The organism is Kitasatospora sp. CMC57 (assembly GCF_045866025.2).
In the GTDB taxonomy this organism is placed as follows: Bacteria; Actinomycetota; Actinomycetes; order Streptomycetales; family Streptomycetaceae; genus Kitasatospora.
The window spans coordinates 4,123,504-4,148,899 of the sequence record NZ_AP035881.2 but is presented as its reverse complement, the minus strand read 5'-3'; the positions used below and the strand labels follow the sequence as shown (position 1 = coordinate 4,148,899).

General features: G+C 70.7%; 21 protein-coding genes. 15 read left to right on the top strand and 6 right to left on the bottom strand.

The genetic code is table 11. The features are described 5' to 3' along the window. Nucleotides 1-28 precede the first annotated feature (28 nt). The 10 genes from nadC (at nucleotide 29) to ACKUU6_RS18460 (ending at nucleotide 9,165) form a co-directional block, all read left to right on the top strand. The gene (gene nadC, locus ACKUU6_RS18505; protein WP_407989689.1) at nucleotides 29-1,003 is read left to right on the top strand and encodes a carboxylating nicotinate-nucleotide diphosphorylase; all 975 of its coding nucleotides are present in this window, start codon (nucleotides 29-31) and stop codon (nucleotides 1,001-1,003) included. 25 nt (nucleotides 1,004-1,028) lie between these two features. Further along, a complete protein-coding gene (locus ACKUU6_RS18500) occupies nucleotides 1,029-1,823 on the top strand; it encodes a type III pantothenate kinase (RefSeq protein WP_407989688.1) in 795 nt (264 codons plus the stop codon). Between the two features lie 104 nt (nucleotides 1,824-1,927). Then, nucleotides 1,928-2,614 (top strand): hypothetical protein, encoded by a 687-nt coding sequence (locus ACKUU6_RS18495; RefSeq protein WP_407989687.1) that lies wholly within the window; start codon nucleotides 1,928-1,930, stop codon nucleotides 2,612-2,614. 100 nt (nucleotides 2,615-2,714) lie between these two features. Continuing rightward, nucleotides 2,715-4,151: a hypothetical protein gene (locus tag ACKUU6_RS18490; protein ID WP_407989686.1), complete on the top strand. Its 1,437-nt coding sequence runs from the start codon at nucleotides 2,715-2,717 to the stop codon at nucleotides 4,149-4,151. Between the two features lie 213 nt (nucleotides 4,152-4,364). Beyond that, complete coding sequence (locus ACKUU6_RS18485; RefSeq protein WP_407989685.1) at nucleotides 4,365-5,846, top strand: hypothetical protein; 1,482 nt, start codon at nucleotides 4,365-4,367, stop codon at nucleotides 5,844-5,846. An 87-nt stretch (nucleotides 5,847-5,933) separates the two neighbouring features. Continuing rightward, complete coding sequence (gene lysX, locus ACKUU6_RS18480; protein ID WP_407989684.1) at nucleotides 5,934-7,493, top strand: bifunctional lysylphosphatidylglycerol synthetase/lysine--tRNA ligase LysX; 1,560 nt, start codon at nucleotides 5,934-5,936, stop codon at nucleotides 7,491-7,493. Between the two features lie 4 nt (nucleotides 7,494-7,497). Beyond that, nucleotides 7,498-7,647 carry a hypothetical protein gene (locus ACKUU6_RS18475; protein WP_407989683.1) on the top strand — a complete coding sequence of 50 codons (150 nt, stop codon included), beginning with the start codon at nucleotides 7,498-7,500 and terminating at the stop codon, nucleotides 7,645-7,647. A 103-nt stretch (nucleotides 7,648-7,750) separates the two neighbouring features. Beyond that, nucleotides 7,751-8,155 (top strand): BlaI/MecI/CopY family transcriptional regulator, encoded by a 405-nt coding sequence (locus ACKUU6_RS18470; RefSeq protein ID WP_407989682.1) that lies wholly within the window; start codon nucleotides 7,751-7,753, stop codon nucleotides 8,153-8,155. A gap of 18 nt (nucleotides 8,156-8,173) precedes the next feature. Then, the gene (locus ACKUU6_RS18465) at nucleotides 8,174-8,701 is read left to right on the top strand and encodes an amino-acid N-acetyltransferase (protein ID WP_407989681.1); all 528 of its coding nucleotides are present in this window, start codon (nucleotides 8,174-8,176) and stop codon (nucleotides 8,699-8,701) included. Between the two features lie 113 nt (nucleotides 8,702-8,814). After that, the gene (locus ACKUU6_RS18460; protein ID WP_407989680.1) at nucleotides 8,815-9,165 is read left to right on the top strand and encodes a histone-like nucleoid-structuring protein Lsr2; all 351 of its coding nucleotides are present in this window, start codon (nucleotides 8,815-8,817) and stop codon (nucleotides 9,163-9,165) included. 7 nt (nucleotides 9,166-9,172) lie between these two features. On the opposite strand, the gene ACKUU6_RS18455 is transcribed toward ACKUU6_RS18460, so the two are convergent. After that, a complete protein-coding gene (locus ACKUU6_RS18455; RefSeq protein ID WP_407989679.1) occupies nucleotides 9,173-9,634 on the bottom strand; it encodes a hypothetical protein in 462 nt (153 codons plus the stop codon). A gap of 451 nt (nucleotides 9,635-10,085) precedes the next feature. Here ACKUU6_RS18455 and ACKUU6_RS18450 point away from each other — a divergent pair, with 451 nt between their 5' ends. Further along, on the top strand, nucleotides 10,086-12,602 hold the full coding sequence (locus ACKUU6_RS18450) for an ATP-dependent Clp protease ATP-binding subunit (RefSeq protein WP_407989678.1): 2,517 nt from the start codon (nucleotides 10,086-10,088) through the stop codon (nucleotides 12,600-12,602). Between the two features lie 356 nt (nucleotides 12,603-12,958). Further along, a complete protein-coding gene (locus tag ACKUU6_RS18445; protein WP_407989677.1) occupies nucleotides 12,959-15,313 on the top strand; it encodes an immune inhibitor A domain-containing protein in 2,355 nt (784 codons plus the stop codon). A gap of 100 nt (nucleotides 15,314-15,413) precedes the next feature. On the opposite strand, the gene ACKUU6_RS18440 is transcribed toward ACKUU6_RS18445, so the two are convergent. Together ACKUU6_RS18440 and ACKUU6_RS18435 are read right to left on the bottom strand one after the other, a co-directional pair. After that, nucleotides 15,414-16,529, bottom strand: a complete 1,116-nt coding sequence (locus ACKUU6_RS18440; RefSeq protein WP_407989676.1) for a threonine aldolase family protein — start codon at nucleotides 16,527-16,529, stop codon at nucleotides 15,414-15,416. Between the two features lie 82 nt (nucleotides 16,530-16,611). Continuing rightward, nucleotides 16,612-18,162 carry an aldehyde dehydrogenase family protein gene (locus ACKUU6_RS18435; protein WP_407989675.1) on the bottom strand — a complete coding sequence of 517 codons (1,551 nt, stop codon included), beginning with the start codon at nucleotides 18,160-18,162 and terminating at the stop codon, nucleotides 16,612-16,614. A gap of 422 nt (nucleotides 18,163-18,584) precedes the next feature. Between ACKUU6_RS18435 and ACKUU6_RS18430 the strand changes: the two genes are divergently transcribed. After that, nucleotides 18,585-19,376: a M23 family metallopeptidase gene (locus ACKUU6_RS18430; protein ID WP_407989674.1), complete on the top strand. Its 792-nt coding sequence runs from the start codon at nucleotides 18,585-18,587 to the stop codon at nucleotides 19,374-19,376. Between the two features lie 46 nt (nucleotides 19,377-19,422). On the opposite strand, the gene ACKUU6_RS18425 is transcribed toward ACKUU6_RS18430, so the two are convergent. After that, complete coding sequence (locus tag ACKUU6_RS18425; RefSeq protein ID WP_407989673.1) at nucleotides 19,423-20,046, bottom strand: TetR/AcrR family transcriptional regulator; 624 nt, start codon at nucleotides 20,044-20,046, stop codon at nucleotides 19,423-19,425. Nucleotides 20,047-20,253: 207 nt separating this feature from the next. Between ACKUU6_RS18425 and ACKUU6_RS18420 the strand changes: the two genes are divergently transcribed. Next, the gene (locus tag ACKUU6_RS18420; protein WP_407989672.1) at nucleotides 20,254-21,825 is read left to right on the top strand and encodes an MDR family MFS transporter; all 1,572 of its coding nucleotides are present in this window, start codon (nucleotides 20,254-20,256) and stop codon (nucleotides 21,823-21,825) included. A gap of 105 nt (nucleotides 21,826-21,930) precedes the next feature. Here the strand turns inward: ACKUU6_RS18420 and ACKUU6_RS18415 are convergent, their stop codons facing one another. Further along, on the bottom strand, nucleotides 21,931-22,824 hold the full coding sequence (locus tag ACKUU6_RS18415; RefSeq protein ID WP_407989671.1) for an A/G-specific adenine glycosylase: 894 nt from the start codon (nucleotides 22,822-22,824) through the stop codon (nucleotides 21,931-21,933). A gap of 202 nt (nucleotides 22,825-23,026) precedes the next feature. Here ACKUU6_RS18415 and ACKUU6_RS18410 point away from each other — a divergent pair, with 202 nt between their 5' ends. Further along, nucleotides 23,027-23,890 (top strand): hypothetical protein, encoded by an 864-nt coding sequence (locus tag ACKUU6_RS18410; protein ID WP_407989670.1) that lies wholly within the window; start codon nucleotides 23,027-23,029, stop codon nucleotides 23,888-23,890. Nucleotides 23,891-23,936: 46 nt separating this feature from the next. Here ACKUU6_RS18410 and ACKUU6_RS18405 read toward each other — a convergent pair whose 3' ends face one another. Beyond that, nucleotides 23,937-25,343: an MFS transporter gene (locus tag ACKUU6_RS18405; protein ID WP_407989669.1), complete on the bottom strand. Its 1,407-nt coding sequence runs from the start codon at nucleotides 25,341-25,343 to the stop codon at nucleotides 23,937-23,939. Nucleotides 25,344-25,396 lie beyond the last annotated feature (53 nt).

Genomic DNA, 25,396 nt, shown 5'->3' with positions numbered 1-25,396 from the left:
CACCCCACTCTCAGCTAGGAGCCACCCGATGTCCCACACCCACGAGGAACTCCCGCTCGCCGACCAGGTCGCCGGCTGCGGCGACGGCTGCGGCTGCGGTGACGGCGAGGCGTACGAGACCGGCCTCGACCCGGTGCTCGCGGAGCTGCTGGAGGCGGCCGGCCTCGACCCGGTCGAGGTCGAGGACATCGCGACCCTCGCGCTGGCGGAGGACCTGGCCGGCGGCGAGGACGTCACCTCGGTCGCCACCGTGCCCGCCGACGCGGTGGCGACGGCGGACTTCACGGCCCGTCAGCCCGGCGTGGTGGCCGGTCTGCGGATCGCCGAGGCCGTGGTCTCGCTGGTGTGCGAGGAGGAGTTCGAGGTCGAGCGGCACGTCGAGGACGGTGATCGGGTGGAGGCCGGCCAGGTGCTGCTCTCGGTCCGCAGCCGGACCCGCGACCTGCTCACCGCCGAGCGCAGCGCGCTGAACCTGCTCTGCCACCTCTCGGGCATCGCCACCGCCACCCGTGCCTGGGCGGACGCCCTGGAGGGCACCAAGGCCGTGGTCCGGGACACCCGCAAGACCACCCCGGGCCTGCGTTCGCTGGAGAAGTTCGCGGTCCGCGCGGGCGGCGGCGCCAACCACCGGATGTCGCTCTCGGACGCCGCGCTGGTGAAGGACAACCACGTGGTCGCGGCGGGCGGCGTCGCCGAGGCGTTCCGGGCTGTCCGGGCCGCGTACCCGGAGCTCCCGGTCGAGATCGAGGTGGACCGGCTCGACCAGATCGCCCCCGTCCTGGAGGCGGGCGCCGACCTGATCCTGCTGGACAACTTCACCGTCGAGGAGCTGAAGCAGGCCGTCGAACTGGTCAACGGCCGGGCCCGGCTGGAAGCTTCGGGCGGTCTGACCCTGGCCACCGCGCACCAGGTCGCCCAGACTGGGGTGGACTACCTGGCCGTCGGCGCCCTGACCCACTCCTCGCCGGTGCTGGACATCGGCCTGGACCTCCGCTCCGCCTGATCTCCTCCTAGCAGAAGGCCCTCCCGTGCTCCTCACCATCGACGTCGGCAACACCCAGACCACGCTCGGCCTGTTCGACGGCGAGGAGATCGTGGAGCACTGGCGGATCTCCACCGACCCGCGCCGCACCGCCGACGAACTGGCGGTGCTGATGCAGGGCCTGATGGGCTCTCACCCGATCGTCTCGGCCGAGGACCGGATCGAGGGCCTGGCCATCTGCTCCTCGGTACCCGCCGTGCTCCACGAGCTCCGCGAGGTGACCCGTCGGTACTACGGCGACGTCCCCGCGGTGATCGTGGAGCCGGGGGTGAAGACCGGGGTGCACGTCCTGATGGACAACCCGAAGGAGGTCGGCGCCGACCGGATCGTCAACGCGCTGGCCGCCAACCACCTCTACGGCGGCCCGTGCATCGTGGTCGACTTCGGCACCGCCACCACCTTCGACGCGATCAACGAGCGCGGCGACTACGTCGGCGGCGCGATCGCCCCCGGCATCGAGATCTCGGTCGACGCGCTCGGCGTCCGGGGCGCCCAGCTCCGCAAGATCGAGCTGGCCAGGCCCAGGAACGTGATCGGCAAGAACACCGTCGAGGGCATGCAGTCCGGCATCCTGTACGGCTTCGCCGGACAGGTGGACGGGCTGGTCGAGCGGATGGCCAAGGAGCTCGCCAAGGACCCGGACGACGTCCAGGTGATCGCTACCGGCGGGCTGGCCCCGCTGGTCCTCGGCGAGGCCGGCACCATCGACGTGCACGAGCCCTGGCTCACCCTGATCGGCCTCCGGCTGGTCTACGAGCGCAACAAGCCGGCCACCGCCTGACCGGCCCGGCCGGTCACTCGTCCGATCAACGGCAGATAGGCCAATCGGGACAGGCGCGCTGATCAATCGTCATAAATCGGACGTACGCCACGTACTGTCGTGTCATGCCGACGCCACACGGATCGCGCGGCGGCATGGCCTTCAGCGCCGACGAAGTCCGCGTGCTGCGCCGTGCCCTCGCCCAAGCGCTGTACCCCGTCCACCTGCCCTACCCGACCCCTTCGGGTCAGCTCTGGGCCGAGGACGTCCAGGAGGCCCTGCGCCTCGCCGAGGCCGTGGACGAGGCCGTGCAGGAGGGCGGGCGGCTGCGCTCGTTCCTGCTCGCCGACCTCTCCCGCTACCGCGCCGCCCTGCCCGGCAGCGTCTCCGGCTACCTGGAACGCCTGGAGGAGGCCATCACCGACGGCTATCTCCCGAACGCCGAGGACCTGACCGCCCTCCGCGCCCTCACCCGGCTGCCCTGCGGCAGCGGTGAACGTTCCCGCCGGTCCCGGCTCGCGGGCCGCTGCCACGCCATCGCCGAGGCCGACGTCCGCGAACGCCTCGCCCTCAGCACCGGCCAACGGCACCTGTCGGCCGTACCAAGCCCCGCCGCACCCCCCAGCGGCGGCCCTCTCGACCCAGCCGGAGGACGGTTCCCGATGACAGACCCCGCCGCAGCCCCGAAGCCCACCACCGCCGCCCGCCCCCAGCCCCGCCGGATGCCCACCCCCGCGGAACTCTTCGGCCGCCGCACCCAGTCGGATTCCCCGACCCCCACCCAGGACGACCTGGAACTCGCCACCGGCTGACCCCAAGCGTCAGGGGCGGCCCACCGGACCTCCCCTGACGCCCGGCCGTCGACTGCCCCTAGAGTGCACCGGACGCTCCGTACGCACCCCTGGGACGGCGATGACCCCGATACGCCTGGCACTCCGGTTCGCGACAGCCGTCGCCGTCACTCTCGGGCTGACCTGCGCGGCCGTTCCCGCAGTGGCCGACGAGCAGGAGCTGGCGTTCGAAGGCTCGCCGAGCGCGTCGGTCCACCCGTGGGACCCGCTGCCGAACGACTACAGCAATCTGGACCTCACCGTCACCGGGCGGTACGACTGGCGGTACGACGTCCAGGTCAGCTTCGACACCCGTGACCTGACCGGCATCGCCGAGCTGACCACGGATTCCAACTGCTCCCACGACAGCACGGTGCACGTCTGCCTCCGGACGACCGGGCTCGAGGGCCAGGGCTGGTGGATCGGGCACCCGATGCTGGCGGTGGCGAGCGGTGCCCGGCCCGGCGACAGCGGTGTCCTGCACGTCACGGCGACCGGCCCGACGGGCCGGCGGATCAGCAAGGACGTCACCGTGTTCATCGGCGGGACGTCGCTGCGGATCAAGCCGATCCCACCGCAGCCGAACGTGCTGCCGAGCGCCGCGACCAACCCACTGATCGAGATCGTCAACGAGGGCACCCTCCCCGCCAACCGGGTGCTGCTCGTGGTGTCCGGCCAGGACGGGCTGGAGTTCCAGGAACACTTCGCCAACTGCCAGTACGGCGACGGGTTCAACCGGACCGCGGCGGTCTGCACCATCGAGAGCCAGATCGCACCGGGCGAGACGGTCACCCTGGACGCCCTCCGACTCGGCTTCACCGGCGACGAGCGTGCGACGGGTGCCAGGTTCCACCTCGCCGCCAACGTGGAGGACAGGACCATCTCGGCCCTGCGGACGGAATTCGAGTTCGAGCCCGGTTCCGGCCCCCGCCTGACCTTCGGCAAGCCCGAGACCCCGGTCACCGCCGTGGGCGGTCCGAACATCACCCGGCTGGCCGCCCCGGACACCGATGCCGGTTTCGCGGTCGGCATCCGCCGGGACATCGAGGCCGTCGGCCGATGGGCACCGGACGACGACGGCCGGACCGGCACCCTGACGGTCGGTGCACAGAACAACGGCCCGGCCAAGCTCATGTCGGGACCAGAGGTCTACCTGCTGCTCCCCGAGGGTGCCACCACCCTCCCACCCGTCGGCTGCCGGCCGAGGGGCGCCGGGCCGGCGGCGGACCGCTCCTTCGTCTGTGACGCCTCCTCCGCACAGCAGGAGGGCAGCGGGAAGACCTTCGACTTCCTCCTCCGGCTGACCACCGCCGCACTCGGCGGCCCGGTGGAGGTGTACGCCCGGCTGCCGGAGCCGGACGCCGACCAGCTCAACGACAGCCTGAATCTGACGCTCGGTGCGCGGACGGCCACAAGCAGTGGGGCCGGTCCTGTGGTCGGTGCCGCCGCCGTTGCGGCCCTGATCGGCGTACTCGCGGTGCTGACGGTCCGTCGCCGCCGGTCCAGAACCCGCCGCTAGTTCGTCACCGGAACCAGGATGCAAGATAAAGACTCCAACGACTCAAGGACGGCAGTGGCACTCCTTCGCCCGGCACACCTACTCGGGGTCGCCGCCACCACCCTCGCCCTGGCCGTCCCGGCGCTTCCCGCAGCGGCCGACGACGGGTTACGCCTCACGCTCGAAGGTCCGTCGGTAACGTCCGTCCCGGCCGACCCCGCAGAACATCGCCTGATGGCGATCAGGCTCGTCACGGCGGGAGAGACCCGCATCAACGACATCGTCATCAGCTACGACACCCGCGACCTGGCCGGCGTCGCCGAGCTGACCACGGACGGGAGCAGTTGGGGAGACAGCTGCACGGTGACGGGCACGGTGCACACCTGCAAGCGGGTCTACATGTACGAAGGACTCGGCAACGCCATCGGGAACCCCGTACTGGGCGCCGCCAAGGACGCCAGACCCGGCGCCAGGGGCATCCTGCACGTCACGGCGACCGGCCCGGACACTGCGGAGACCGCGAAGGACGTCGAGGTCATCGTCGGCGGACCGGACCTGCGCCTGACGCCGGTCCCGCCCCAGCGGGTGGAGCCCGGAGGCACGGCCGAGGTGCGGCTCGAGATCACCAACAGCGGCTCACTGCCCGCCAACCGGGTCATCGTCGCCATGAACGGCCGCGACGGGGTCGAGTTCAAGCAGCGTTTCGCCAACTGCGAGTACAGCTCCGACCCGGCTCTCGGAGGCCGGCCCGCCTCGACGGACGTGATCTGCACCGTCGACAGCACCGTCGCCCCCGGCGAGACCGTCATGCTGGATCCGCTCCAACTCGGCATCACCGCGTCCTCCTCCCAGGGGTACGCGACCTTCCACGTGCTCGCCAATCTGGAGACCGAGTGGGATACGGTCCAGATCCGGCCGAAGTACGACCTCACCCCCGGCTCCGGTCCCCGCCTGACCTTCGGCAGGCCCGAGGCACCGGTCGGCACCGTGGGCGGTCCGAACATCCTCCGTGATCCGCTGGGCGTGGGATATCAAAACCACGCCAGCAGCGCCAACCTCGAGAAGCTGACGGTCGCGGTCGGAGTCAGCACCGACTACGTCGCCGCCGCCGAGTGGGCGCCCGAGGCCGACGGCCGGTCCGGCCGGCTGGGGATCCAGCTGCAGAACAACGGCCCGGGCGAGATCCACCCACCCGACAGCGGCTACGCGCTCAGCATCGACCTGAGCCTCCCGAAGGGCGCCAAGGCCACCGGCGTCCCCGACCACTGCGCCGTCACCGGCGGGAGCGACGACACCCGGGCGTACTACACCTGTTCCCTCGCCGGTCTGCTCCCCGGATACAACGGCGGCACCTTCCCCTTCGCCGTGGAGCTCGCCCCTGAAGCGGCGGGAGCAACCGCCGAGGTCTCACTGCGGAGCCGACCCGCCACGGGCGGGCCCGGACAGCCCGCCGGACTGACGCCCTGGGATCCGGACCCCGGCAACGACAGCGTCACGGTCCGGCTGGGCGAGACGTCGGGCGGCGCCGCGCCAACCACCTCGCCCGGTCCGTCCGGCGACTCGACCGCCACGAGCCGGGCCCCCGGCTCACTGGGCTCGACCGGCGGTGGCGGCGGAGCCGGCCCGCTGATCGGTGCCGGTATAGCCGTGATCCTCCTGGGCTGCGGCGTGATCGTGCTGACCCTGCGCCGCCGCCGGGCCGGCACCCACCCGTAGCAGTACGGGCGGCCCGGGGAGCAGGCACACCGTTCGTTCTCCGGGCCGCTGCCAAATCCAGTGGTAAGTGCTCGATACCCTGGTGGGGTGAGCGATCAGAACAGCATCCCCGCGACCGACGACCTTCCCGAGCAGATGCGCGTCCGGCGCGAGAAGCTGGACCGGCTCCGGGCGGCCGGCGTCGACCCGTACCCGGTCGGCTTCCCGCGCACCACCACCATCGCCGACCTGCGGGCCAAGCACCCCGACCTGGAGCCTGACGTCACGACCGGCGAGCGGGCCGGTGTGACCGGCCGTGTGGTGCTGGCCCGGACGGGCGGCAAGCTCTGCTTCGCCACCCTGCGGGACGGTTCGGGCGACCTCCAGGTGATGTTCTCGCTGGACAAGCTCGGCCCCGAGCGGCTGGCGGCCTGGAAGGCCGACATCGACCTCGGCGACCAGGTGGGCGTCGAGGGCGAGGTGATCACGTCCAAGCGCGGTGAGCTGTCCGTGCTGGTGGACCGCTGGGAGCTGACCGCCAAGTGCCTGCGGCCGCTGCCGGACAAGCACAAGGGCCTGACCGACCCGGAGGCCCGGGTCCGCCAGCGGTACGTGGACCTGATCGTGAACCCGGAGGCGCGGGAGATCCTCTACCTGCGCAGCAAGGTGGTCCGCTCGATCCGCCGCACCTACGAGGAGCGCGGCTACATCGAGGTCGAGACCCCGATGCTGCAACCGGTGCACGGCGGCGCCAACGCCCGCCCGTTCACCACCCACATCAACGCGTACGACATCGACCTCTTCCTGCGGATCGCCCCGGAGCTGTACCTCAAGCGCCTGGTGGTCGGCGGCGCCGAGAAGGTCTTCGAGATCAACCGGAACTTCCGGAACGAGGGCGCGGACTCGACCCACAACCCCGAGTTCACCTCGCTGGAGTCGTACGAGGCGTACGGCGACTACGACACCCAGGCCGAGCTGATCCGGGCCACCATCGTGAACGCGGCCCGGGACGCGCTCGGCACCACCGTGGTGCGCGGCATCGGCCCGGACGGCGCGGAGCACGAGATCGACCTGGCCGAGCCGTGGGCCGAGGTCAGCGTCTACCCCGGCATCTCAGCGCACCTGGGCACCGAGGTCACCCCGGAGACCGGCGTGGCCGAGCTGCGCGAGCTGGCCGACAAGGCCGGCATCCCGTACGAGAAGGAGTGGGGCCACGGCCAGATCGTGCTGGAGATGGTCGAGCGGCTGCTCGAGCACCACGCGATCAAGCCGACCTTCATCAAGGACTACCCGACCGAGGTCTCGCCGCTGACCCGTCAGCACCGCTCGATCCCGGGCGTGGCCGAGAAGTGGGACCTGGTCATCTTCGGCACCGAGATCGGCACCGCGTACTCGGAGCTGGTCGACCCGGTCGAGCAGCGGGCCCGGCTGACCGCCCAGTCGCTGCTGGCGGCCGGCGGCGACGTCGAGGCGATGCAGGTGGACGAGGACTTCCTGCGCGCGCTCGAGTACGCGATGCCGCCGACCGGTGGCCTCGGCCTCGGGGTGGACCGCCTGATCATGCTGCTGACCGGCAAGAACATCCGCGAGACGGTGCTCTTCCCGATCGTGAAGCCGACCGTCAAGGCCGTTCGGGCCGAGGCGGATTCCGACGCTGAAGAGGAGTGACCTGGTGGACTACATCAGTGCGATCGTGCCCCCGCTGGCGATGGCGATCGGCTTCGGGTTCCTGGTCCGGGCGATCATCCGCTCCCAGGGCGGCGCCCAGCGCGCCAAGGAGGACGCCGTAGCCGACGCGCTGGCGGCCCGGAACGCCGAATAACGCACCACGCCTGACGCGCCGTCGCTCCTGAGGGGGTGACGGCGCGCCGGTTTGCGCCGTAACGGCAAATTTTGTCCGGAACACTCCCTATCCTGGCGGGACTATGGTGCGCCAACTCGGAGAACTCGAGAACGACATCATGACCAGGGTCTGGCAGTGGAACCGCCCGGTCACGGTTCGCGAGGTTCTGCAGGATCTGCGGTCGGAACGTGAAATCGCGTACACCACCGTGATGACCGTGCTCGACAAGCTCTTCAGAAAGGGCTGGCTCCGGCGGGAGCAGGTCGGTCGCGCCTATGTATATGAGCCGGTCTCGTCCCGCGAGGCGTACACCGCGGCTCTCATGAACGACGCCTGGGCCACCAGTGACAATCCGGCCGCTGCTCTGGTTCACTTCTTCGGGTTGATGTCACCCGAGCAACGCGAGGCACTCCGGGACGCACTCCGGGTCACCGCACCGGCACCGGCCGATAGCGAAGTGGATACCGGGGAGACCGGAACGGCCTGAGCACGATAGCGTCCCGCCATGGAGGTCACCATCCGCCGGGCGCGGACCAGCGACGTGCGTGCAGTCCGGCGTCTCATCGACGGCTACTCGCGGGACGGCATTCTGCTCGACAAGCCGACCGTGACGCTGTTCGAATCCGTACAGGAGTTCTGGGTCGCCGAGCGCGACGACACCGGTCTGGTGGTCGCCTGCGGCGCACTGCACGTGATGTGGGAGGACCTGGCCGAGGTCCGCACCCTGGCCGTCGACCCGTCCTGCAAGGGCCTGGGCGTCGGCCACCTGCTGCTGGAGAAGCTGGTGCACACCGCCCGCTGGCTGGGTGTCCGTCGGATTTTCTGCTTGACGTTCGAGGTCCCGTTCTTCGCGAAACACGGTTTCGTCGAGATCGGCGAAACCGATGATGATACGTCAGACCCGGCGGCGATCGCTACGGACGTCTATGAGGAGCTTCTACGTTCGTACGACGAAGGAGTCGCGGAGTTCCTCGACCTGGAGCGGGTGAAGCCCAACACGCTGGGCAACTCAAGGATGTTGCTGCGGCTCTGAACACCGGGCAACACCTCGGCCGACACCTTCGGAGCAGCCAGGGGTTTGTGTTTTCACGGAAAAGACGCTTTCCTTTCTCTAGGCAATGGATCGTTTAGCGGAAAGGGAAGCCCGTGGCACAGAGGGTGCAGGTCATTCTTGAAGACGATCTCGACGGCGGCTCGGCGGACGAGACCGTAACGTTCGCCCTGGACGGCGTGGCCTACGAGATCGACCTGAAGAGCGCGAACGCGGACAAGCTGCGCGGGCTGCTGGCCCCGTACGTCGACAAGGGCCGCAAGCAGAGCGGCCGGCTGGCCGGGGCCCGTCGGGGCACCGCCCGCGGCGCGGGCCGCCCGGCGGCGGGTGCTCCGGACACCGCGAAGATCCGCGCGTGGGCCAAGGAGAACGGATACGAGGTCAACGACCGCGGCCGCGTCCCCAGCAACGTGCGCGAGGCGTACGAGGCGGCCAACCCGTCCTGACCTGAGGTCAGCGGGCCGGTGCCAGCCCCATCAGATCGCGGGCACAGGCATCGGCCAGGCAGTCGAGCAGTCGCAGCAGATCGGGCGAGCGCAGATCGAGTCCGGTACCGCGTCCGGCCGGGCGCAGCCAGACCGTCGGCCGGTCTTCGGGGCGTGGAGGAGTGTTCTCCGCGCCCCGCGGCCGTGGCACCCGGGCCGGCTCGGCCGCCCGGGCGGTGAGGCCGAGCGCCAGCTCGGCACCCCAGCCCAGCCAGTGCAGCAGCTCCGGCACCGCCTCCGCGGTGTCCGGCGCCAGCAGGAAGGCGATCCGGTCGCCGCGGGCCACCACCGGGCCCGAAGGCCGCCGCAGGCGGTCCAGCCGGGCGAGCGACGCCAGCCCGACCGGGCGGCGCACCTCGACCCGGTCGGAGTCCAGCAGCGCGGTGAGCGGGACGGGGCAGAACCCGGCCAGGCCCGACAGAACCGTCATGGGTTGTGCAACGCTGGAGGGACGGAGCGGTCACGCGGCCACCACCTGAACGGCCGCGGGCCCGAACTGATCCACCGTCACCCACGGTGGACTTCTCGCCAGGCGAACACCGCCACCGGGGAAACTGCGCGAAACTCGCCGGAATACCGGGTATGAATGCAGGTGGGTGGGGCCGGAGGCCCCGGCCGAGCAGATCGCGAGACCAGCTGTCCGAGCCCTCGGCGGGCGTTGTTCGCCGATGGCGTAGCGGTATCGGGTGCATCAGGCCCTGCTGTGGGAACACCGTCTCCCAGCATCAGGTTGGGAATGGTGTCGGCTGGTCGCGCAGCATGAAAGGCTCCACGTGAGTGGAGTTGATCCGTGGGCCGCGCCGCTGAGCGGGACTAGCATGCGGAAGGACAGGGCGGGGACAGTCCCCGAACTGCCCGACCGCTCTGAGGAGCGATAAACGATGTTCGAGAGGTTCACCGACCGCGCGCGGCGGGTTGTCGTCCTGGCTCAGGAAGAAGCCCGGATGCTCAACCACAACTACATCGGCACCGAGCACATCCTCCTGGGCCTGATCCACGAGGGCGAGGGTGTCGCCGCCAAGGCCCTGGAGAGCCTCGGGATCTCTCTTGAGGCCGTCCGCCAGCAGGTCGAAGAGATCATCGGTCAGGGCCAGCAGGCCCCGTCCGGCCACATCCCCTTCACACCTCGGGCGAAGAAGGTCCTGGAGCTGTCGCTCCGCGAGGCCCTTCAGCTCGGCCACAACTACATCGGCACCGAGCACATCCTGCTCGGCCTCATCCGCGAGGGCGAGGGCGTCGCCGCCCAGGTCCTGGTGAAGCTGGGTGCCGACCTCAACCGGGTGCGCCAGCAGGTCATCCAGCTGCTCTCCGGTTACCAGGGCACCGGCAAGGAGTCGGCCACGGCCGGCGGTCCCACCGAGGGCACCCCCTCCACCTCGCTGGTCCTGGACCAGTTCGGGCGCAACCTCACCCAGGCCGCCCGCGAGGCCAAGCTCGACCCGGTGATCGGGCGCGAGAAGGAGATCGAGCGGGTCATGCAGGTGCTGTCCCGCCGCACCAAGAACAACCCCGTGCTGATCGGTGAGCCCGGCGTCGGCAAGACCGCCGTGGTCGAGGGCCTGGCCCAGGCGATCGTCAAGGGCGAGGTCCCGGAGACGCTGAAGGACAAGCAGCTCTACACCCTCGACCTCGGCGCGCTGGTCGCGGGCTCCCGCTACCGCGGTGACTTCGAGGAGCGCCTGAAGAAGGTGCTCAAGGAGATCCGCACCCGCGGCGACATCATCCTGTTCATCGACGAGCTGCACACCCTGGTCGGCGCGGGCGCCGCCGAGGGTGCGATCGACGCGGCCTCGATCCTCAAGCCGATGCTGGCCCGCGGTGAGCTCCAGACCATCGGTGCCACCACGCTGGACGAGTACCGCAAGCACCTGGAGAAGGACGCCGCGCTCGAGCGCCGCTTCCAGCCGATCCAGGTCGCGGAGCCGTCGCTGCCGCACACCATCGAGATCCTCAAGGGCCTGCGGGACCGCTACGAGGCGCACCACCGGGTGTCCATCACCGATGCAGCGCTGGTGGCCGCCGCGACCCTGGCCGACCGGTACATCTCGGACCGCTTCCTGCCGGACAAGGCGATCGACCTGATCGACGAGGCCGGCTCCCGGATGCGCATCCGCCGGATGACCGCGCCGCCGGACCTGCGCGAGTTCGACGAGAAGATCGCCGACGTGCGCCGGGAGAAGGAGAGCGCGATCGACGCGCAGGACTTCGAGAAGGCCGCCTCGCTGCGCGACGACGAGAAGCAGCTCCTCACCGCGAAGGCGAAGCGGGAAAAGGAGTGGAAGGCCGGCGACATGGACGTCGTCGCCGAGGTGGACGAGGAGCTGATCGCGGAGGTCCTGGCCACCGCGACCGGCATCCCGGTCTTCAAGCTCACCGAGGAGGAGTCCTCCCGCCTGCTGCGTATGGAGGACGAGCTGCACAAGCGCGTCATCGGCCAGACGGACGCCATCAAGGCGCTCTCGAAGGCGATCCGGCGTACGCGTGCGGGCCTCAAGGACCCGAAGCGTCCCGGTGGTTCGTTCATCTTCGCCGGTCCGTCCGGTGTCGGTAAGACCGAGCTCTCCAAGACGCTGGCGCAGTTCCTGTTCGGTGACGAGGACGCGCTGATCTCCCTCGACATGTCGGAGTTCAGCGAGAAGCACACCGTCTCCCGGCTGTTCGGCTCGCCCCCCGGCTACGTCGGGTACGAGGAGGGCGGCCAGCTCACCGAGAAGGTGCGCCGGAAGCCGTTCTCGGTCGTGCTCTTCGACGAGGTCGAGAAGGCCCACCCGGACATTTTCAACTCGCTGCTGCAGATTCTGGAGGACGGTCGCCTGACCGACTCGCAGGGTCGAGTTGTCGACTTCAAGAACACCGTCATCATCATGACGACCAACCTCGGCACCCGGGACATCTCCAAGGGCTTCAACCTCGGCTTCGCGGCCACGGGTGACGCCACCACCGGGTACGAGCGGATGAAGGCGAAGGTCAGCGAGGAGCTCAAGCAGCACTTCCGCCCCGAGTTCCTGAACCGTGTCGACGACATCGTGGTCTTCCACCAGCTGTCCGAGGAAGACATCATCCAGATCGTCGACCTGATGATCGACAAGGTGGACGGCCGGCTCAAGGACCGCGACATGGGCCTGGAGCTCAGCATCGAGGCCAAGAAGCTGCTGGCCAAGCGTGGTTACGACCCGCTGCTGGGTGCGCGTCCGCTGCGCCGCACCATCCAGCGCGAGATCGAGGACCACCTGTCGGAGAAGATCCTCTTCGGCGAGCTGCGGGCCGGCCACATCGTGGTCGTCGGGGTCGAGGGTGAGGGCAAGGAAGCCAAGTTCACCTTCCGCGGCGAGGAGAAGTCGCCGGTGGCGGACTCTCCCGCGGCGGTCGCCTCGGCCGGTCCCGATCTGACCAAGTAACAGCACCGGCTCCGAAAGGGCCCCCGCACCGGCACAGCGCCGGCGCGGGGGCCCTTTCGCTGTGCCCGCCCGTTCACCTCCAGGTCACAATTCCTGTGATAAACCGCACGGGACTCCCCGCCGTTCGACGGATGGTCAGGCTGGTTCGGATGCGATGGACACGCTTACTGCGCGGTTCCACCACGGCATTTGACGGATGATCAGGTGATAGAAGCGGCGGAGCATAGCGCCGTGCCCATGTCATGGTCAAGGTCTTTCTTTTTTGCTCACCCTTGGATCAAATGTCGTCCACCTGTCTTTCATTGGTTCACCGGCGGAGCCATGAGCTCGGCCGGTATGGGGAGGACGTCACCACGTTGAACATATCCAAGAAGGCCGCTGCGGCGACCGCTGCCGTCGCGGTGATCGCCGCGCTCGGGGCGGGTCTGCTGCCGGCTACGGCTACCGCCGCGCCGGTCACGGTCACGAAGGACCCGGCCGACACCGTGCTGAACTCGCACGACGACCACAACCTGCCCGGTCCGCTGACCGGCAAGATGGAGGCCGAGCAGAAGGCCGCCGTCGAGCAGTTGCTGAACGGCACGGCGAAGGTCGAGACCCACGGCGGCAGCACCAGCGTCAAGCTCGGCCGTGACAAGTACGTCGAGCTCGCCCGCGAGCGCACGGACAAGATCTTCACCATCCTGGTCGACTTCAGCGACCAGGTGGACAACACCACCAAGCTGCCCAACGGCAACGTCAAGTACGGTGGTCAGCCCGGCCCGCAGCGCAACCAGATCGCGCAGCCGGACCGCACGAAGGACAACTCCACGGACTGGCTCCCGGACTTCAACCGCGAGCACTACCAGGACATGTACTTCAGCAGCACCAAGGACTCGCTCAAGACGTACTACGAGCGTCAGTCCTCCGGCCGTTACTCGGTCGACGGCCAGGTCACCGACTGGGTCCGGGTGCCGTGGAACGAGGCCCGTTACGGCTCCGACTACTGCGGTCAGCACGTCTGCAACAACGCGCAGGACCTGATCCGCGACGGCATCAACGCCTGGGTCGCCGACCAGAAGGCCAAGGGCCAGACGGACGAGCAGATCAAGGCGCAGATCGCCCAGTACGACCAGTGGGACCGGTACGACTACGACCACGACGGCAACTTCAACGAGCCCGACGGTTACATCGACCACTTCCAGATCGTGCACGCCGGTGAGGACCAGTCCGCCGGTGGCGGCGTCCAGGGCACCGACGCGCTCTGGGCCCACCGCTCCTACGCCTACGGCACCCTGCAGGGCCAGGCCGGCCCGGACTACAACAAGCTGGGTGGCACCCCGGTCGGCAGCACCGGCATCTGGGCCGGTGACTACACCATGCAGGCCGAGAACGGTGGCCTCGGTGTGTTCGCGCACGAGTACGGCCACGACCTCGGTCTGCCGGACCTGTACGACACCTCGGGCAGCGGCATCGACAACTCGGTCGGCTTCTGGTCGCTGATGTCCTCGGGTTCCTGGCTCGGCACCGGCAAGGAGAGCATCGGCAACAAGCCGGCCGACCTCGACGCCTGGAGCAAGCTGCAGCTCGGCTGGCTCAAGTTCGAGACCGGCAAGGCGGGCCAGTACTCCGCGCACCTGCTCGGCCCGGCGGAGTACAACTCCAAGCGGCCGCAGGCGCTCGTCGTCGACCTGCCGAAGAAGACCGTAACCACCGAGATCAACACCCCGTTCGAGGGTGCCGGTGAGTGGTGGAGCGGTACCGCCGACAACCTCAACGTCTCGGTCACCCGTGACGTGGACCTGACCGGCAAGACCTCGGCGAGCCTGGCCGCCAAGGCCTGGTACGACATCGAGCAGGACTACGACTACGGCTACGCCGAGGTCTCCACCGACGGTGGCGCCAACTGGACCGCCCTCGACGGCACGTTCAACGGCACCGCCATCCCGGCGGACCCGGCCGGCCACGCCGGTCTGACCGGTAACTCGGGCGGCAAGTGGGGCGACGTCTCCTACTCGCTGGACGCCTACGCCGGCAAGGCCGTCAAGGTCCGGTTCCACTACACCACCGACGGTGGCGTGCACCTCAAGGGCCTCGCGGTCGACAACATCGTGATCACCGCGAACGGTGCCCCGGTCTTCACCGACACGGTGGAGAACGGCGACAACGGCTGGACCGCAGCCGGCTTCTCGCGGATCAACGGCAAGTTCTCGAAGGACTACGAGCAGAAGTACCTGGTCGAGAACCGTCAGTACGTTTCGTACGACGAGATGCTCAAGACCGGCCCGTACACCTTCGGTTCGACCGTCAAGCCCGACTGGGTGGAGCACTACGCCAACCAGAACGGTCTGCTGATCTGGCTGTGGGACAAGTCCCAGAGCGACAACAACGTCAGCGCCCACCCGGGCCAGGGCCTGATCCTGCCGGTCGACTCGCACCCCGAGACCCTCAAGTGGGCCGACGGCACGGCGATGCGTCCGCGCATGCAGGGCTACGACTCGACCTTCGGGTTCGAGCGCACCGACGGCCTGAAGCTCCACAAGGCCGACGTGCTGACCACCATCCCGTCCTCGCGGGGCGTCAGCTCGTTCAACGACGCGAAGAACAAGTACTGGTCCGAGGAGGACAAGTTCAGCAGCGTCCAGGTGCCCAACACCAACACCGCGATCTCGGTCCTCTACGAGAGCTGGAACAAGCTCGAGACCCTGGTCCTGGTCAGCCCCGGCAAGTGAGCCGTCGACTGACTTGGTGAGTACGTGACTTCGGCCCCGCCGGGAGCGATCCCGGCGGGGCCGAAGTGCGTCCGGGCCCGGTCACCAGGGCCCGGCCGCGTCAGGGCAGCAGCTCCAGGAAGGCCGCCATCGCCTCCCCGATCTCCTCCGGGGTCCACTCCAGGGCGGCGGCCGCGACCGTGACCTCGGTCATCGAGTACCCCGGCACCGGGCCCGGCTCGTCCCACCAGCCGAACAGGCCGACGCCCTGCTCCTCGGCCATCCTGAGGTTGGCCTCCGTCAACTGCTCGGCGCCGTAAGGCAACCAGAGCTGGAACTGGTGGGTGTGCGGCACCTCAGGGTTCACCCGCGCGCCGGGCACCTTGCTCAGTGCGCCGGCCACCACCTTGGCGTGCGCGACGTACGACTCCAGCCTGGGCAGCGTGCGCTCCAGGCCGGCCAGCGCGCTGAGCGCGACGGGCCACTGCTGGTAGAGCGAGCCGCCGTACCGGTGGCGCCAGACCTTGGCCTCCCGGACGAACTCCGTCGAACCGGCCAGGGCGGCGCCGCTGATGCCCTCCAGGGTCTTGTAGAAGGAGACGTAGACCGAGTCGCCCAGGGCGGCGATCTCCGGCAGCGAGTGGCCCAGGTGGTAGACCGACTCCCAGATCCTGGCCCCGTCCAGGTGGACGTGCACGCCCTCCACCGCGCTGACCGCCGCGACCAGCTCGTCCCAGCTGGGCAGCACGAACCCGGCGTCCCGGAGCGGGAGTTCGAGCATCAGGGTGCCGAACTTCTCCTCGCAGTCCCGGAGTTCCTCCGGGGTGGGCACCCGGGGCTGCTCGGTCGGCCAGACCGAGGAGAGCCCGCCGAGGCGCTGGTACGCCCGGCGTTCCCACTGCTCGGGGTGCGACAGCGGGTGCATCGCCACCGTGCGGCTGCCGCTGCGGTCGGCCCAGTGTCTGAGCGCCACCTGCTGGGCCATCGTGCCGGTGGGGAAGAAGGCGGCGTCCGGCTTCCCGAGCAGGTCGGCCACCTGCTCCTCCAACGCCCGGATCACCCCGTCGCCGTAGAGGTCCTGCGGCAGGTCCAGGTCGTACCCGGAGAGGTCCGCGTCGGCGGTCAGGGTGGCCAGCCGGTCGCGGACCGACTGCGGCCGAGTGCCCGAGAGCAGCCGGCCACAGCGGTGGAAGGCGTTGAAGCGTCGCTCGCGTGTGGTGAGCTCAGATTCGGTCATGCGAACGATCCTGCCCCACCGAAGGCGCGCCCTCCAGCCGTTGGGCCCTCCGGCGGGTCCCGCCGGGGCGGGTGGACGGGTCCTACCGGGGCGGGTAGAGGGAGTACGAGGGGAAGTTGCCGTACAGCTTCTCGTCCGTGCCCTCGGCCCCGTACGTGACGGCCTGGACCAGCAGGTCGCCGCCGACGAAGGCGCCCTTCCAGGACGCGCCGAGCCCGCCGAACACCTCGTCCCGGTCGCCCCGGCTGCGCGGCTTGTTGATGCCGACCTTGAAGGCGAGCAGATCGGGGGCGACCCGGTCGGCGAAGGCGGGGTCGTCGGTGGCCAGTGAGGCGACCAGCGAGCCGTTGCCCGCGTTCATCGCGGAGAGCATCTCGGCCTCGGTGTCGACCAGGACGATCGAGTCCAGCGGGCCGAACGGCTCCGAGTGGTGCAGCGCCCAGCTGGCGGGCGGGTCCAGCACGGCCGCCGGGGCGAGGTAGGCGTCCAGCGACTGGCCGGGCAGGAACAGGCCGTCCGCCAGGCTGCCCCGGTGCAGCGGGACCGCCCTGGCCGCCACGGCGGCGTCGAAGTGGCCGCGCAGCTCAGCCGCCTTGGCGGCGTGGATGACCGGGCCGAAGTCGAGATCGGGCAGCGGGTCGGCCGGGTCGGCGACGGCCAGCGGGTGGCCGAACCGCAGCTGGTCCAGCACGCCGAGGTAGGTCTCAAGGAAGGCCGGGAACAGCGCACGCTGCACCACGTAGCGCGGGTAGGCGGTGCAGCGCTGCTTGGCGTACTCGAAACCCTTCTTCAGGTGCGCGCCGAGGGCCGGCCAGTCGCTGTAGTCCCAGACGCCCCAGGTGTTCAGGCCCTCCTGCTCCAGGAAGTGACGGCGGTTCAGATCGGCCAGCGAAGTGGCGGCCTTGCGGCCGTTGGCCCGGCCGCCGACGAAGGCCAGCGCGCCCAGCCCGGGCGAGCGGACCAGCGCGTCGCCGATCTGTCCGCCCGTGCCGGAGAGCAGGGTGACCGGCAGGCCGGCCCGGTGCATCATCGCGTGCGCGAGGGTGAGGCAGTGGAAACCACCCTGCGAGGGGGTCTTGGCCACCACCGCGTTGCCCGCCAGCAGCTGCACCAGTTCGGCGTGCACCTGGACGCTCATCGGGTAGTTCCAGCTGGCGATGTTCGAGACCGGCCCCGGCAGCGGGGTGCGCCCGTCCAGCTGGCGGTCGACCTGCTCCAGGTACCAGCGCACCCCGTCGAGCGCCCGGTCCACGTCCGCGCAGGCCAGCCGCCAGGGCTTGCCGATCTCCCAGACCAGCAACAGTGCGAGCAGGTCGCGCTGCTCGGCCAGGCCCTCGACGGCGGCGGCCACCCTGGCCTTCCGCTCGTCCAGCGGCACCCGGGACCAGGCGGCGTGCTGCTCGATCGCGAACGCGACGGCGGCCCCGGCCTCCTCGATGCCGATCCGGGGCGGGCCGGGGATCGCGGTGCCGTCCAGCGGCGTGGTGTGCTCGCCCGGGGTGCCGACGGCGCGCCACTCACCGCGCACCAGGTTGAGCAGCCGGTCGGGCGTGAAGGCCTCGGGGGCGGCCCGGACGCAGCGGGCGTAGGTCTCGGTCCAGGACGTGCCGGGCTTGAGCTGTGGTGCCGCCATCGGAGTTCCTCCGGTCGGGGGGACGGGTGGCTCGGGGCAGGGCGTACTGCGGACGCTGATCAGCCTGGCACGGCGGCGCGGGAACCGGACAGCGGAACCGCCGGGGACAGGGGTCGCGGTCGGGGTGTGACGGGGGTCACGGTTGCGGCCGATCCGGAGCGGGTAGACCGGGCCCTCCGGTGGGGCTCATCACACGCTCGGCGGCTGGTACGCAGCGCGGTAGTAGGTCGCGAACACGGGAGGCAAATGCCTGTTTCGCCCGATTATCGGCGCCCGGCAGAGGCGATCGGGCCGACGGTCGGCATTCCCTCGCGCCGATCGACTACCCGCCGTCGTACGTCACACCATTTTGGGCCACCCGTGGCGACCGTTTACATCTGACTGGTCCCCCCTGTTCCCGACCGATGAGGTGTCGTCGCCCGATGTCTTCCCTTGACCGTGTCACCGCCTGGGTGCGGGAGCGCCGGACCGTAGTGGCCTGGAGCAGCGCCCTGACGCTGGCGGGCGGCGCCTTGCTGGTCCCCGGTACCGCCGCCGCACAGACCGTGCTGCCGACCACACCGGGCAGCTCGTCCTTCACCTCCGCCGCCTTCGGCGAACCGCGGCAGGCCGCCCTGGTGCAGGTCGCCGAGCCGAGCTCGTACCGGCTGTCCGGCTCCGCCCCGGCGACCGTGACCGTCGCGGCCAACCTGGCGCCCGCCCCGGCGCCGGAACCGGCCGCCGCCCCCGCCCCGGCTCCGACCCCCGAGCCCGCGCCCGCACCGGCGCCCGCACCCGCACCCGCACCCGCACCCGCACCCGCGCCGGCTTGGTCGGCCCCGACTCCCGGCGAGCGGATCAGCAACCCGTACGGCGTGAAGAACGCCGAGTACGCCGCCGGCTATCACACCGGCGTGGACTTCGCGGTGTCCGTCGGCACCCCGCTGCTCGCGGTCGGCACCGGCACCGTGACCTCGGCCGCGTACGACGGCGCGTACGGCAACGAGGTCGTGCTGCGGCTCTCGGACGGCCACTACGCCCAGTACGCGCACCTGTCCTCGCTCTCGGTGCACGCCGGGCAGCAGGTGACGGCCGGTCAGCAGGTCGGCAAGGCGGGCACCACGGGCAACTCCACCGGGCCCCACCTGCACTTCGAGATCCGCAGCGCCAACAAGTACGGCGCCGTGATCGACCCGATCGCGTTCCTGTCGGCGCGGGGCGTCACCGACTTCTGACGCCGCCCCGCAGTGCGCGAGGTGCCACCGAGCTGCCCTTGAGGAGTCAGGACGGCTCGATCAGGGCGGCGATCTCCAGGGCGACCTCCAGGGCCGCCTCGGTCGCCTCCTCGAGGGTGGAGACCGGACCCGGCTCGGCCTCCACGAACGGGGGGGCCGGACCGAGCTCGGCCTGCTGGTCGTGCTTGAGCAGGAACAGTGCGGTGTTGATCGAGAACAGCGCCATCGCGGCGCGCAGCCGGTCCTGGAACCCCGCGCCGGGGCCGTGCACAAGCCGGATCATCGCGTGCATGCGGGCCTTGAACTCCAGCCCGGCCGGCGAGTCCCGCAACGCGGGCTGGTTCTCGTGGAAGAACCGCAGCAGCGGCGCCCGCTCCGCCATCCCGGCGGCGAACCGACGGACCAGCTCGTCCCGCAGCTCCGGCGACCAGGGCCGCCCCTCGCCCCAGGCGATGGCCTCGTCGATCGGGGCGGCCATGCTCTCCACGATGCCGTGGACGATGTCGTCCTTGGTCTTGAAGTGGTAGTACAGCGCCGCCTTGGTGACCCCGAGCCGGTCGGCGATCTCACGCAGCGAGGTTTTCTCGTACCCCTGCTCGGCGAACAGCGCCAGCGCCACGTCGATGATCCGCGCCCTGGTGTCGGTACGGGGGCTCTGCGTGGTGCTCATGGGTTGGCGGCCTGCCTCAGGACTGCGATCGGGGGTGAGACGGCGGTCTTCCGGGTCTCTGGGCTTGCATTCTTCCTAGGGCCGGGCTCGTACGCGAGTAATCGGCTTGACGCCCAGCATACGGACAACTTACCGTGCCTCTGGTCCATTCACTAGCCGGTCGGCAAGTAAGTTAGCCGCCGGGCGCCGCAGCGGGAGACAAGAAGCATGCCGAAACAGCAGGTCGACACCCCGGCGGCGGCCGAGGTGCCGGAGGCCGATCCGACGCCGCGCAGCCCGCGCGAGATCCGGCTGGTGATGATCGGTCTGGTGGTCGCCATGCTCCTGGCGATGCTGGACAACCTGATCGTGGGCACCGCGATGCCCACCATCGTCGGGGATCTCGGCGGCGCCGAGCACCTCTCCTGGGTGGTCACCGCGTACACCCTGGCCACCGCGGCCTCCACCCCGATCTGGGGCAAGCTCGGCGACCTGTACGGCCGCAAGGGCACCTTCCTGATCTCGATCGGGATCTTCCTGCTCGGCTCGGCGCTGTCCGGGCTCTCGCAGACCATGACCCAGCTGATCGCCTTCCGCGCGGTCCAGGGCCTCGGTGCGGGCGGCCTGATGGTCGGCGTGATGTCGATCATGGGCGCGCTGGTGCTCCCCCGGGACCGCGGCAAGTACCAGGGCATGTTCGCCGCGGTGATGGCGCTGGCCACCATCGGCGGCCCGCTGGTCGGCGGCTTCATCACCGACCACCTGAGCTGGCACTGGACCTTCTACATCAACCTGCCGCTCGGCATCGTCGCGCTCGCCTTCATCGTCGTGACGCTCAAGCTGCCCAAGGTCCGCTCCACCGCCAAGATCGACTACCTCGGCGCGGTCCTGCTCACCGTCGGCATCACCTCGCTGGTCCTGATCACCACCTGGGGCGGCCAGGAGTACGCCTGGGGCTCCAAGCAGATCCTCGGCCTGGCCGCTCTCGCCGCCGCCGCGCTGATCGGCTTCTGCTACGTCGAGCAGCGGGCGGAGGAGCCGATGCTGCCGCTCGGCCTGTTCCGCAACCGCAACTTCGCGCTCGTCTCGGTGATCGGCTTCATCGTCGGCTTCGCGATGTTCGGCGCCGTCACCTTCCTGCCGCTCTACCAGCAGACCGTCCAGGGCGCCTCAGCCACCAACTCCGGGCTGCTGCTGATGCCGATGATGTTCGGCATGCTGGTCATCTCGCTGGTGGTGGGCGGAATCGTCACCAAGACCGGCAAGTACCGGATCTTCCCGATCATCGGCACCGCCGTGATGGCGGGCGGCTCGCTGCTGCTCTCCACCCTGGGCACCGACACCAGCAAGTTCACCTCGGCCTGCTACATGGTGGTGCTCGGCGCCGGCATGGGCTTCCTGATGCAGATCACCATGCTGGTCGCGCAGAACAGCGTCGAGCTCAAGGACATGGGCGTCGCCAGCTCCACCGCCACCCTGTTCCGCACCATCGGCGGCTCCTTCGGCGTCGCGCTGTTCGGCGCGCTGTTCAACAACCAGGTCACCTCGACCATGGCCGCCTCGGGTGCGCAGGTCCCCGGCGGCCACGGCCAGCTCGGTCCGGAGGCGCTCCGCGCGCTGCCGGCGAAGTTCCAGGACGCGTACCACCACGCGGTCTCCAACGGCATCCACACCGTCTTCCTCTGGGGCGCGGTGATCAGCCTGGTCGCCGTCGCCGCCGCGCTCTTCATGCGCGAGACCCCGCTGCGCGGGGCGGCCGACGCGGCCGCCGAGAAGTCGCTCGAGGCCACTGCGGTCTGACGCGGCATCGAAGGCCCGGGTCGCTCCTACGGGAGCGGACCGGGCCTTCGTCGTCCGGTCAGGCAGGCCGTCGGGGCGGGAGCGGCCCGCGCTGCCGACGTCAGGTCAGTGCGGGAGCCGGTACACGCCCTGGGCGACCGGCTCGACCAGCCCGTCCGCGACCAGCCCGTCGAGCGCCCTGGCGCGCTGCACCTGGTCCGGCCAGACCGCGTCCAGCCGCGCCTGCGGCACCTCGCCGTGCGCCTCCCGCAGGACGGCGAGCAGCTTGCCCCTGGCCTGACGGTCCGTCCCCTCGTACGTCTGCCCCCGGCGGGGCGGCCCCTGGTAGGGCGGGCAGCCCGCCGCCTGCCAGGCGCAGTGCCGGCGCAGCGGGCAGCTGCCGCAGTCGGGGCTGCGTGCGGTGCAGACCAGTGCGCCGAGCTCCATCACGCCGACCGCCCAGGCGGCTGCGGTCCCGGTGTCGGCGGGCAGCAGGCCGGTCGCGGTCCGGCGTTCGGCGGCCGTGGTGCCCTGGGCCGGGTACTCCACCCCCTCGACCGCGCGGGCGAACACCCGGCGGACGTTGGTGTCGAGCACCACGTGGCGCTGCCGGAAGGCGAACGAGGCCACGGCGGCGGCGGTGTACTCGCCGACACCCGGCAGCGCGAGCAGCGCGGCGTGGTCGTCGGGCACCTGTCCGCCGTGCTCCCGGGTGATCGCGACGGCGGCCGCGTGCAGCCGCAGCGCCCGGCGCGGGTAGCCGAGTCGGCCCCACATCCGGACCGCCTCGCCCGGTGCGTCCGCAGCCAGGTCGGCCGGGGTTGGCCAGCGCTCCAGCCAGGCGGCGTACGCGGGCAGCACCCGCTTCACCGGGGTCTGCTGGAGCATGAACTCACTGACCATCACGGCCCAGGGCGAAGCCTCCGGGGTGCGCCAGGGAAGGTCGCGGGCGTTGGCCTCGTACCAGTCGAGCACGGTCGAGTGCAGCAGCGGGGCGGGGGTCGCGGGAGTGGCAGCCATGGCCCGTCCATCCTGCCATGCGGGCCGTACTGCTCCGCCCCTGGCGGTGGTGCCGGGGCAGGGCTCTGCGGCCTCCGGGGCGGTCCGCGCTCCCGTCCGGCGCGCTCCCCCGTCCGGCGCAAAACACGGATGATGTGAAGGAACCGGCGCAGCAGCGGTGTTGATGCACCATCGGGTACGCCGGGTCTCGTAGAGTTTGCGCGTGCCTTCTCTGCGTCAACCCGTGGGACCGCTGCCGGCCTCGATCTACTGGCGACGGCGCGTCGTCGTGCTCGTGGCCGTGGCAGCCCTCCTCGCGCTGGTCCTCTGGCTGGTCACGGGCCCCGGCGGCGACGGGAAATCCGGGCAGGGCAAGGCAGCCCTGCCCGCCCCGGCCCAGTCGATCACCCCGGGTGCCGACCCCACCGGACCGGCCATCACCACGCGCCCCGGCGGCAGCGGGGGCACCGGATCGTCCGCGACCGGCTCCGGTTCGGGCGGAGTCTCTGGCTCGGGCGGCGGCGACGTCAGCCTGAACACCGGCGGCACCGGCACCGGCGCTTCGGGCACGGCGGGTGGTTCGGGCGCAGCGGCCGGCGGCACCACGGCCGGCGGCACCATCGGTGGGGGCACCAGCTCCGCCCCTCCGGTGAACACCGCCGAGGTGATGGCCCTCCCGGTCTGCACCGCCTCCCAGGTCTCGCTGGAGCTGGCGGGCAGCCAGGACGCCTACAAGGCCAAGGACAAGCCGCGGCTCTCGCTCACCGTGCGGAACACCTCGACCGGCACCTGCCGGGTCAACCTCGGCCGGACGGCGTCCACCGTGGCCGTCACGCTGGCCGAGACCAACGAGCGGATCTGGTCCTCCGGCGACTGCCCGACGGACCGTCAGGACACCTGGGTGCAGCTGGCGGCGGGCGCCGGCCTGACCGAGACCTTCACCTGGGACCGCGGTCGCAGCAAGCCGCAGTGCGCCACCCCGGACCCCACCCCGGCGCCGATTGGCCGCTACCTCGTCCAAGCCACCCTCAACGGCCCGGCGGGCGGCCCGGTCTCGGCCCGCACCTCGGTCCGCCTGGAGGACTGAGACCGCCGCCCGTTCGCCGGGCGGCCGGTGGGCGTCCGCTCCGGCGCTACGGGGTGGTGGCTTCGACTGCGGCTGCGACCTCGGCCTCGGCGGGCCAGAGTGCCTGCCGCAGCGGTCGGCTGAGGGTGGCAGCCACCAGGGCGACGGTGAGCAGGACGGCCATCAGCTGGAGGACGGCCACCGGCCGGAGGTGGTCGAGCAGCAGGCCGCTGGCGAAGCTGCCCAGCGGTACGCCGAGCATGAACAGCGTCATGGTCGCGGCGATCACCCGACCGCGCAGGGCGTCCGGGACCTGCTGGAAGATCAGCAGGTCCACCATCACCCGCAGCGCGGGCACTCCGAGCGACACCACCAGCAGCATCAGGAACAGCGCGACCGGACCGCTCACCAGGACGGGAGCCGACAGCAGCGGGACCACCACCCAGGCGACCACCAGCAGCAGCCGCCCGGGGCGCAAGTACCGGTGCAGCGGACGGACCAGCAGCGCGCCGAGCAGTCCGCCGACCGCCTCACCCGCCAGGACCAGGCCGGTGCCGGTGGTGGAGGTGCCGCCGTCCCGGAGCAGGACCATCAGCGGCAGCAGCGTCGCAGCACCGGTCAGGTTGATCACGCCGACCACGCCGACGACCGCCCGCATCACCGGGTCACTCCAGAGCCGGCGCAGGCCCGCCAGCGCGCCGCCGCTCTCCTGACGGGCGCTCTCTCCCGCGCCGTCCTCCGCACCCGCCGGATGGGCGGCCGGAGCGGGGTGACCGTCAGTCGGCGGGCGGCCGTCGAACCGGACCAGGCAGGCGGTGGCGAGGGAGTAGAGCGAGGCGAGGGCGGTGGCCAGGAAGGGAACGGCCCGGCCCAGGCCGAGCAACAGCCCGGCCAGTGGCGGACCGAGCAGTGCCGCGCCGTTCACCCGCACCTCGTCCTGGGTGAGCGCCTGCCGGAGCTGCGCCGGTGGCACCAGCGAACGGACCGCCAGAGTCCGGACCGGGCCCGCGTAGGCAATGGTGGCACCGATCACTGCGGCGACCAGCAGGGCGTGCGGGACGGTGAAGCGGTCCAGCCAGAGCGCGGCCGGGACGGAGAGGGTGGCCAACACCCGGACGGCGTCGGCGACGATCAGGATCCGGCGGCGGTCGCGGCGGTCAGCGAGGGCGCCGCCGTGCAGGCCGAACAGCAGCGAGGCCGTGAACTGGACCGCGCCGAAGGCTCCGGCCAGCAGCGGGGAACCGGTCATCACCAGCAGGAGGAGCGGGTAGGCGGTGTCGGTGACCATCGTGCCGAGCATCGAGGCGGCGGCGCCGCTCCACATCGCCTGGTAGCGCCAGTTGCGGCGCAGCGGGACCACGGCGGGGCGGTCGGGGGTCTGCGCCCTCGTGCCCGGCGGCTTCGCGGGCCGGCCGGCCTCGGACTCTCCGGTCGCCTGCCCTTTGGCGCCGTCCCGCACCTGATGGGTGGTCATATCCGTCCCCTGTTCACCCGAGCGTGGACGGTCACCCTTCTGCAACCATTCAC

Excerpts from the sequence above, each read along its gene's own strand:
- nadC (WP_407989689.1), top strand. The coding sequence starts at position 29 with ATGTCCCACACCCACGAGGAACTCCCGCTCGCCGACCAGGTCGCCGGC.
- ACKUU6_RS18495 (WP_407989687.1), top strand. The coding sequence starts at position 1,928 with ATGCCGACGCCACACGGATCGCGCGGCGGCATGGCCTTCAGCGCCGAC.
- ACKUU6_RS18490 (WP_407989686.1), top strand. The coding sequence starts at position 2,715 with ATGACCCCGATACGCCTGGCACTCCGGTTCGCGACAGCCGTCGCCGTC.
- ACKUU6_RS18485 (WP_407989685.1), top strand. The coding sequence starts at position 4,365 with ATGGCGATCAGGCTCGTCACGGCGGGAGAGACCCGCATCAACGACATC.
- ACKUU6_RS18470 (WP_407989682.1), top strand. The coding sequence starts at position 7,751 with ATGGTGCGCCAACTCGGAGAACTCGAGAACGACATCATGACCAGGGTC.
- ACKUU6_RS18465 (WP_407989681.1), top strand. The coding sequence starts at position 8,174 with ATGGAGGTCACCATCCGCCGGGCGCGGACCAGCGACGTGCGTGCAGTC.
- ACKUU6_RS18455 (WP_407989679.1), bottom strand. The coding sequence starts at position 9,634 with ATGACGGTTCTGTCGGGCCTGGCCGGGTTCTGCCCCGTCCCGCTCACC.
- ACKUU6_RS18450 (WP_407989678.1), top strand. The coding sequence starts at position 10,086 with ATGTTCGAGAGGTTCACCGACCGCGCGCGGCGGGTTGTCGTCCTGGCT.
- ACKUU6_RS18440 (WP_407989676.1), bottom strand. The coding sequence starts at position 16,529 with ATGACCGAATCTGAGCTCACCACACGCGAGCGACGCTTCAACGCCTTC.
- ACKUU6_RS18435 (WP_407989675.1), bottom strand. The coding sequence starts at position 18,162 with ATGGCGGCACCACAGCTCAAGCCCGGCACGTCCTGGACCGAGACCTAC.
- ACKUU6_RS18430 (WP_407989674.1), top strand. The coding sequence starts at position 18,585 with ATGTCTTCCCTTGACCGTGTCACCGCCTGGGTGCGGGAGCGCCGGACC.
- ACKUU6_RS18425 (WP_407989673.1), bottom strand. The coding sequence starts at position 20,046 with ATGAGCACCACGCAGAGCCCCCGTACCGACACCAGGGCGCGGATCATC.
- ACKUU6_RS18420 (WP_407989672.1), top strand. The coding sequence starts at position 20,254 with ATGCCGAAACAGCAGGTCGACACCCCGGCGGCGGCCGAGGTGCCGGAG.
- ACKUU6_RS18415 (WP_407989671.1), bottom strand. The coding sequence starts at position 22,824 with ATGGCTGCCACTCCCGCGACCCCCGCCCCGCTGCTGCACTCGACCGTG.
- ACKUU6_RS18405 (WP_407989669.1), bottom strand. The coding sequence starts at position 25,343 with ATGACCACCCATCAGGTGCGGGACGGCGCCAAAGGGCAGGCGACCGGA.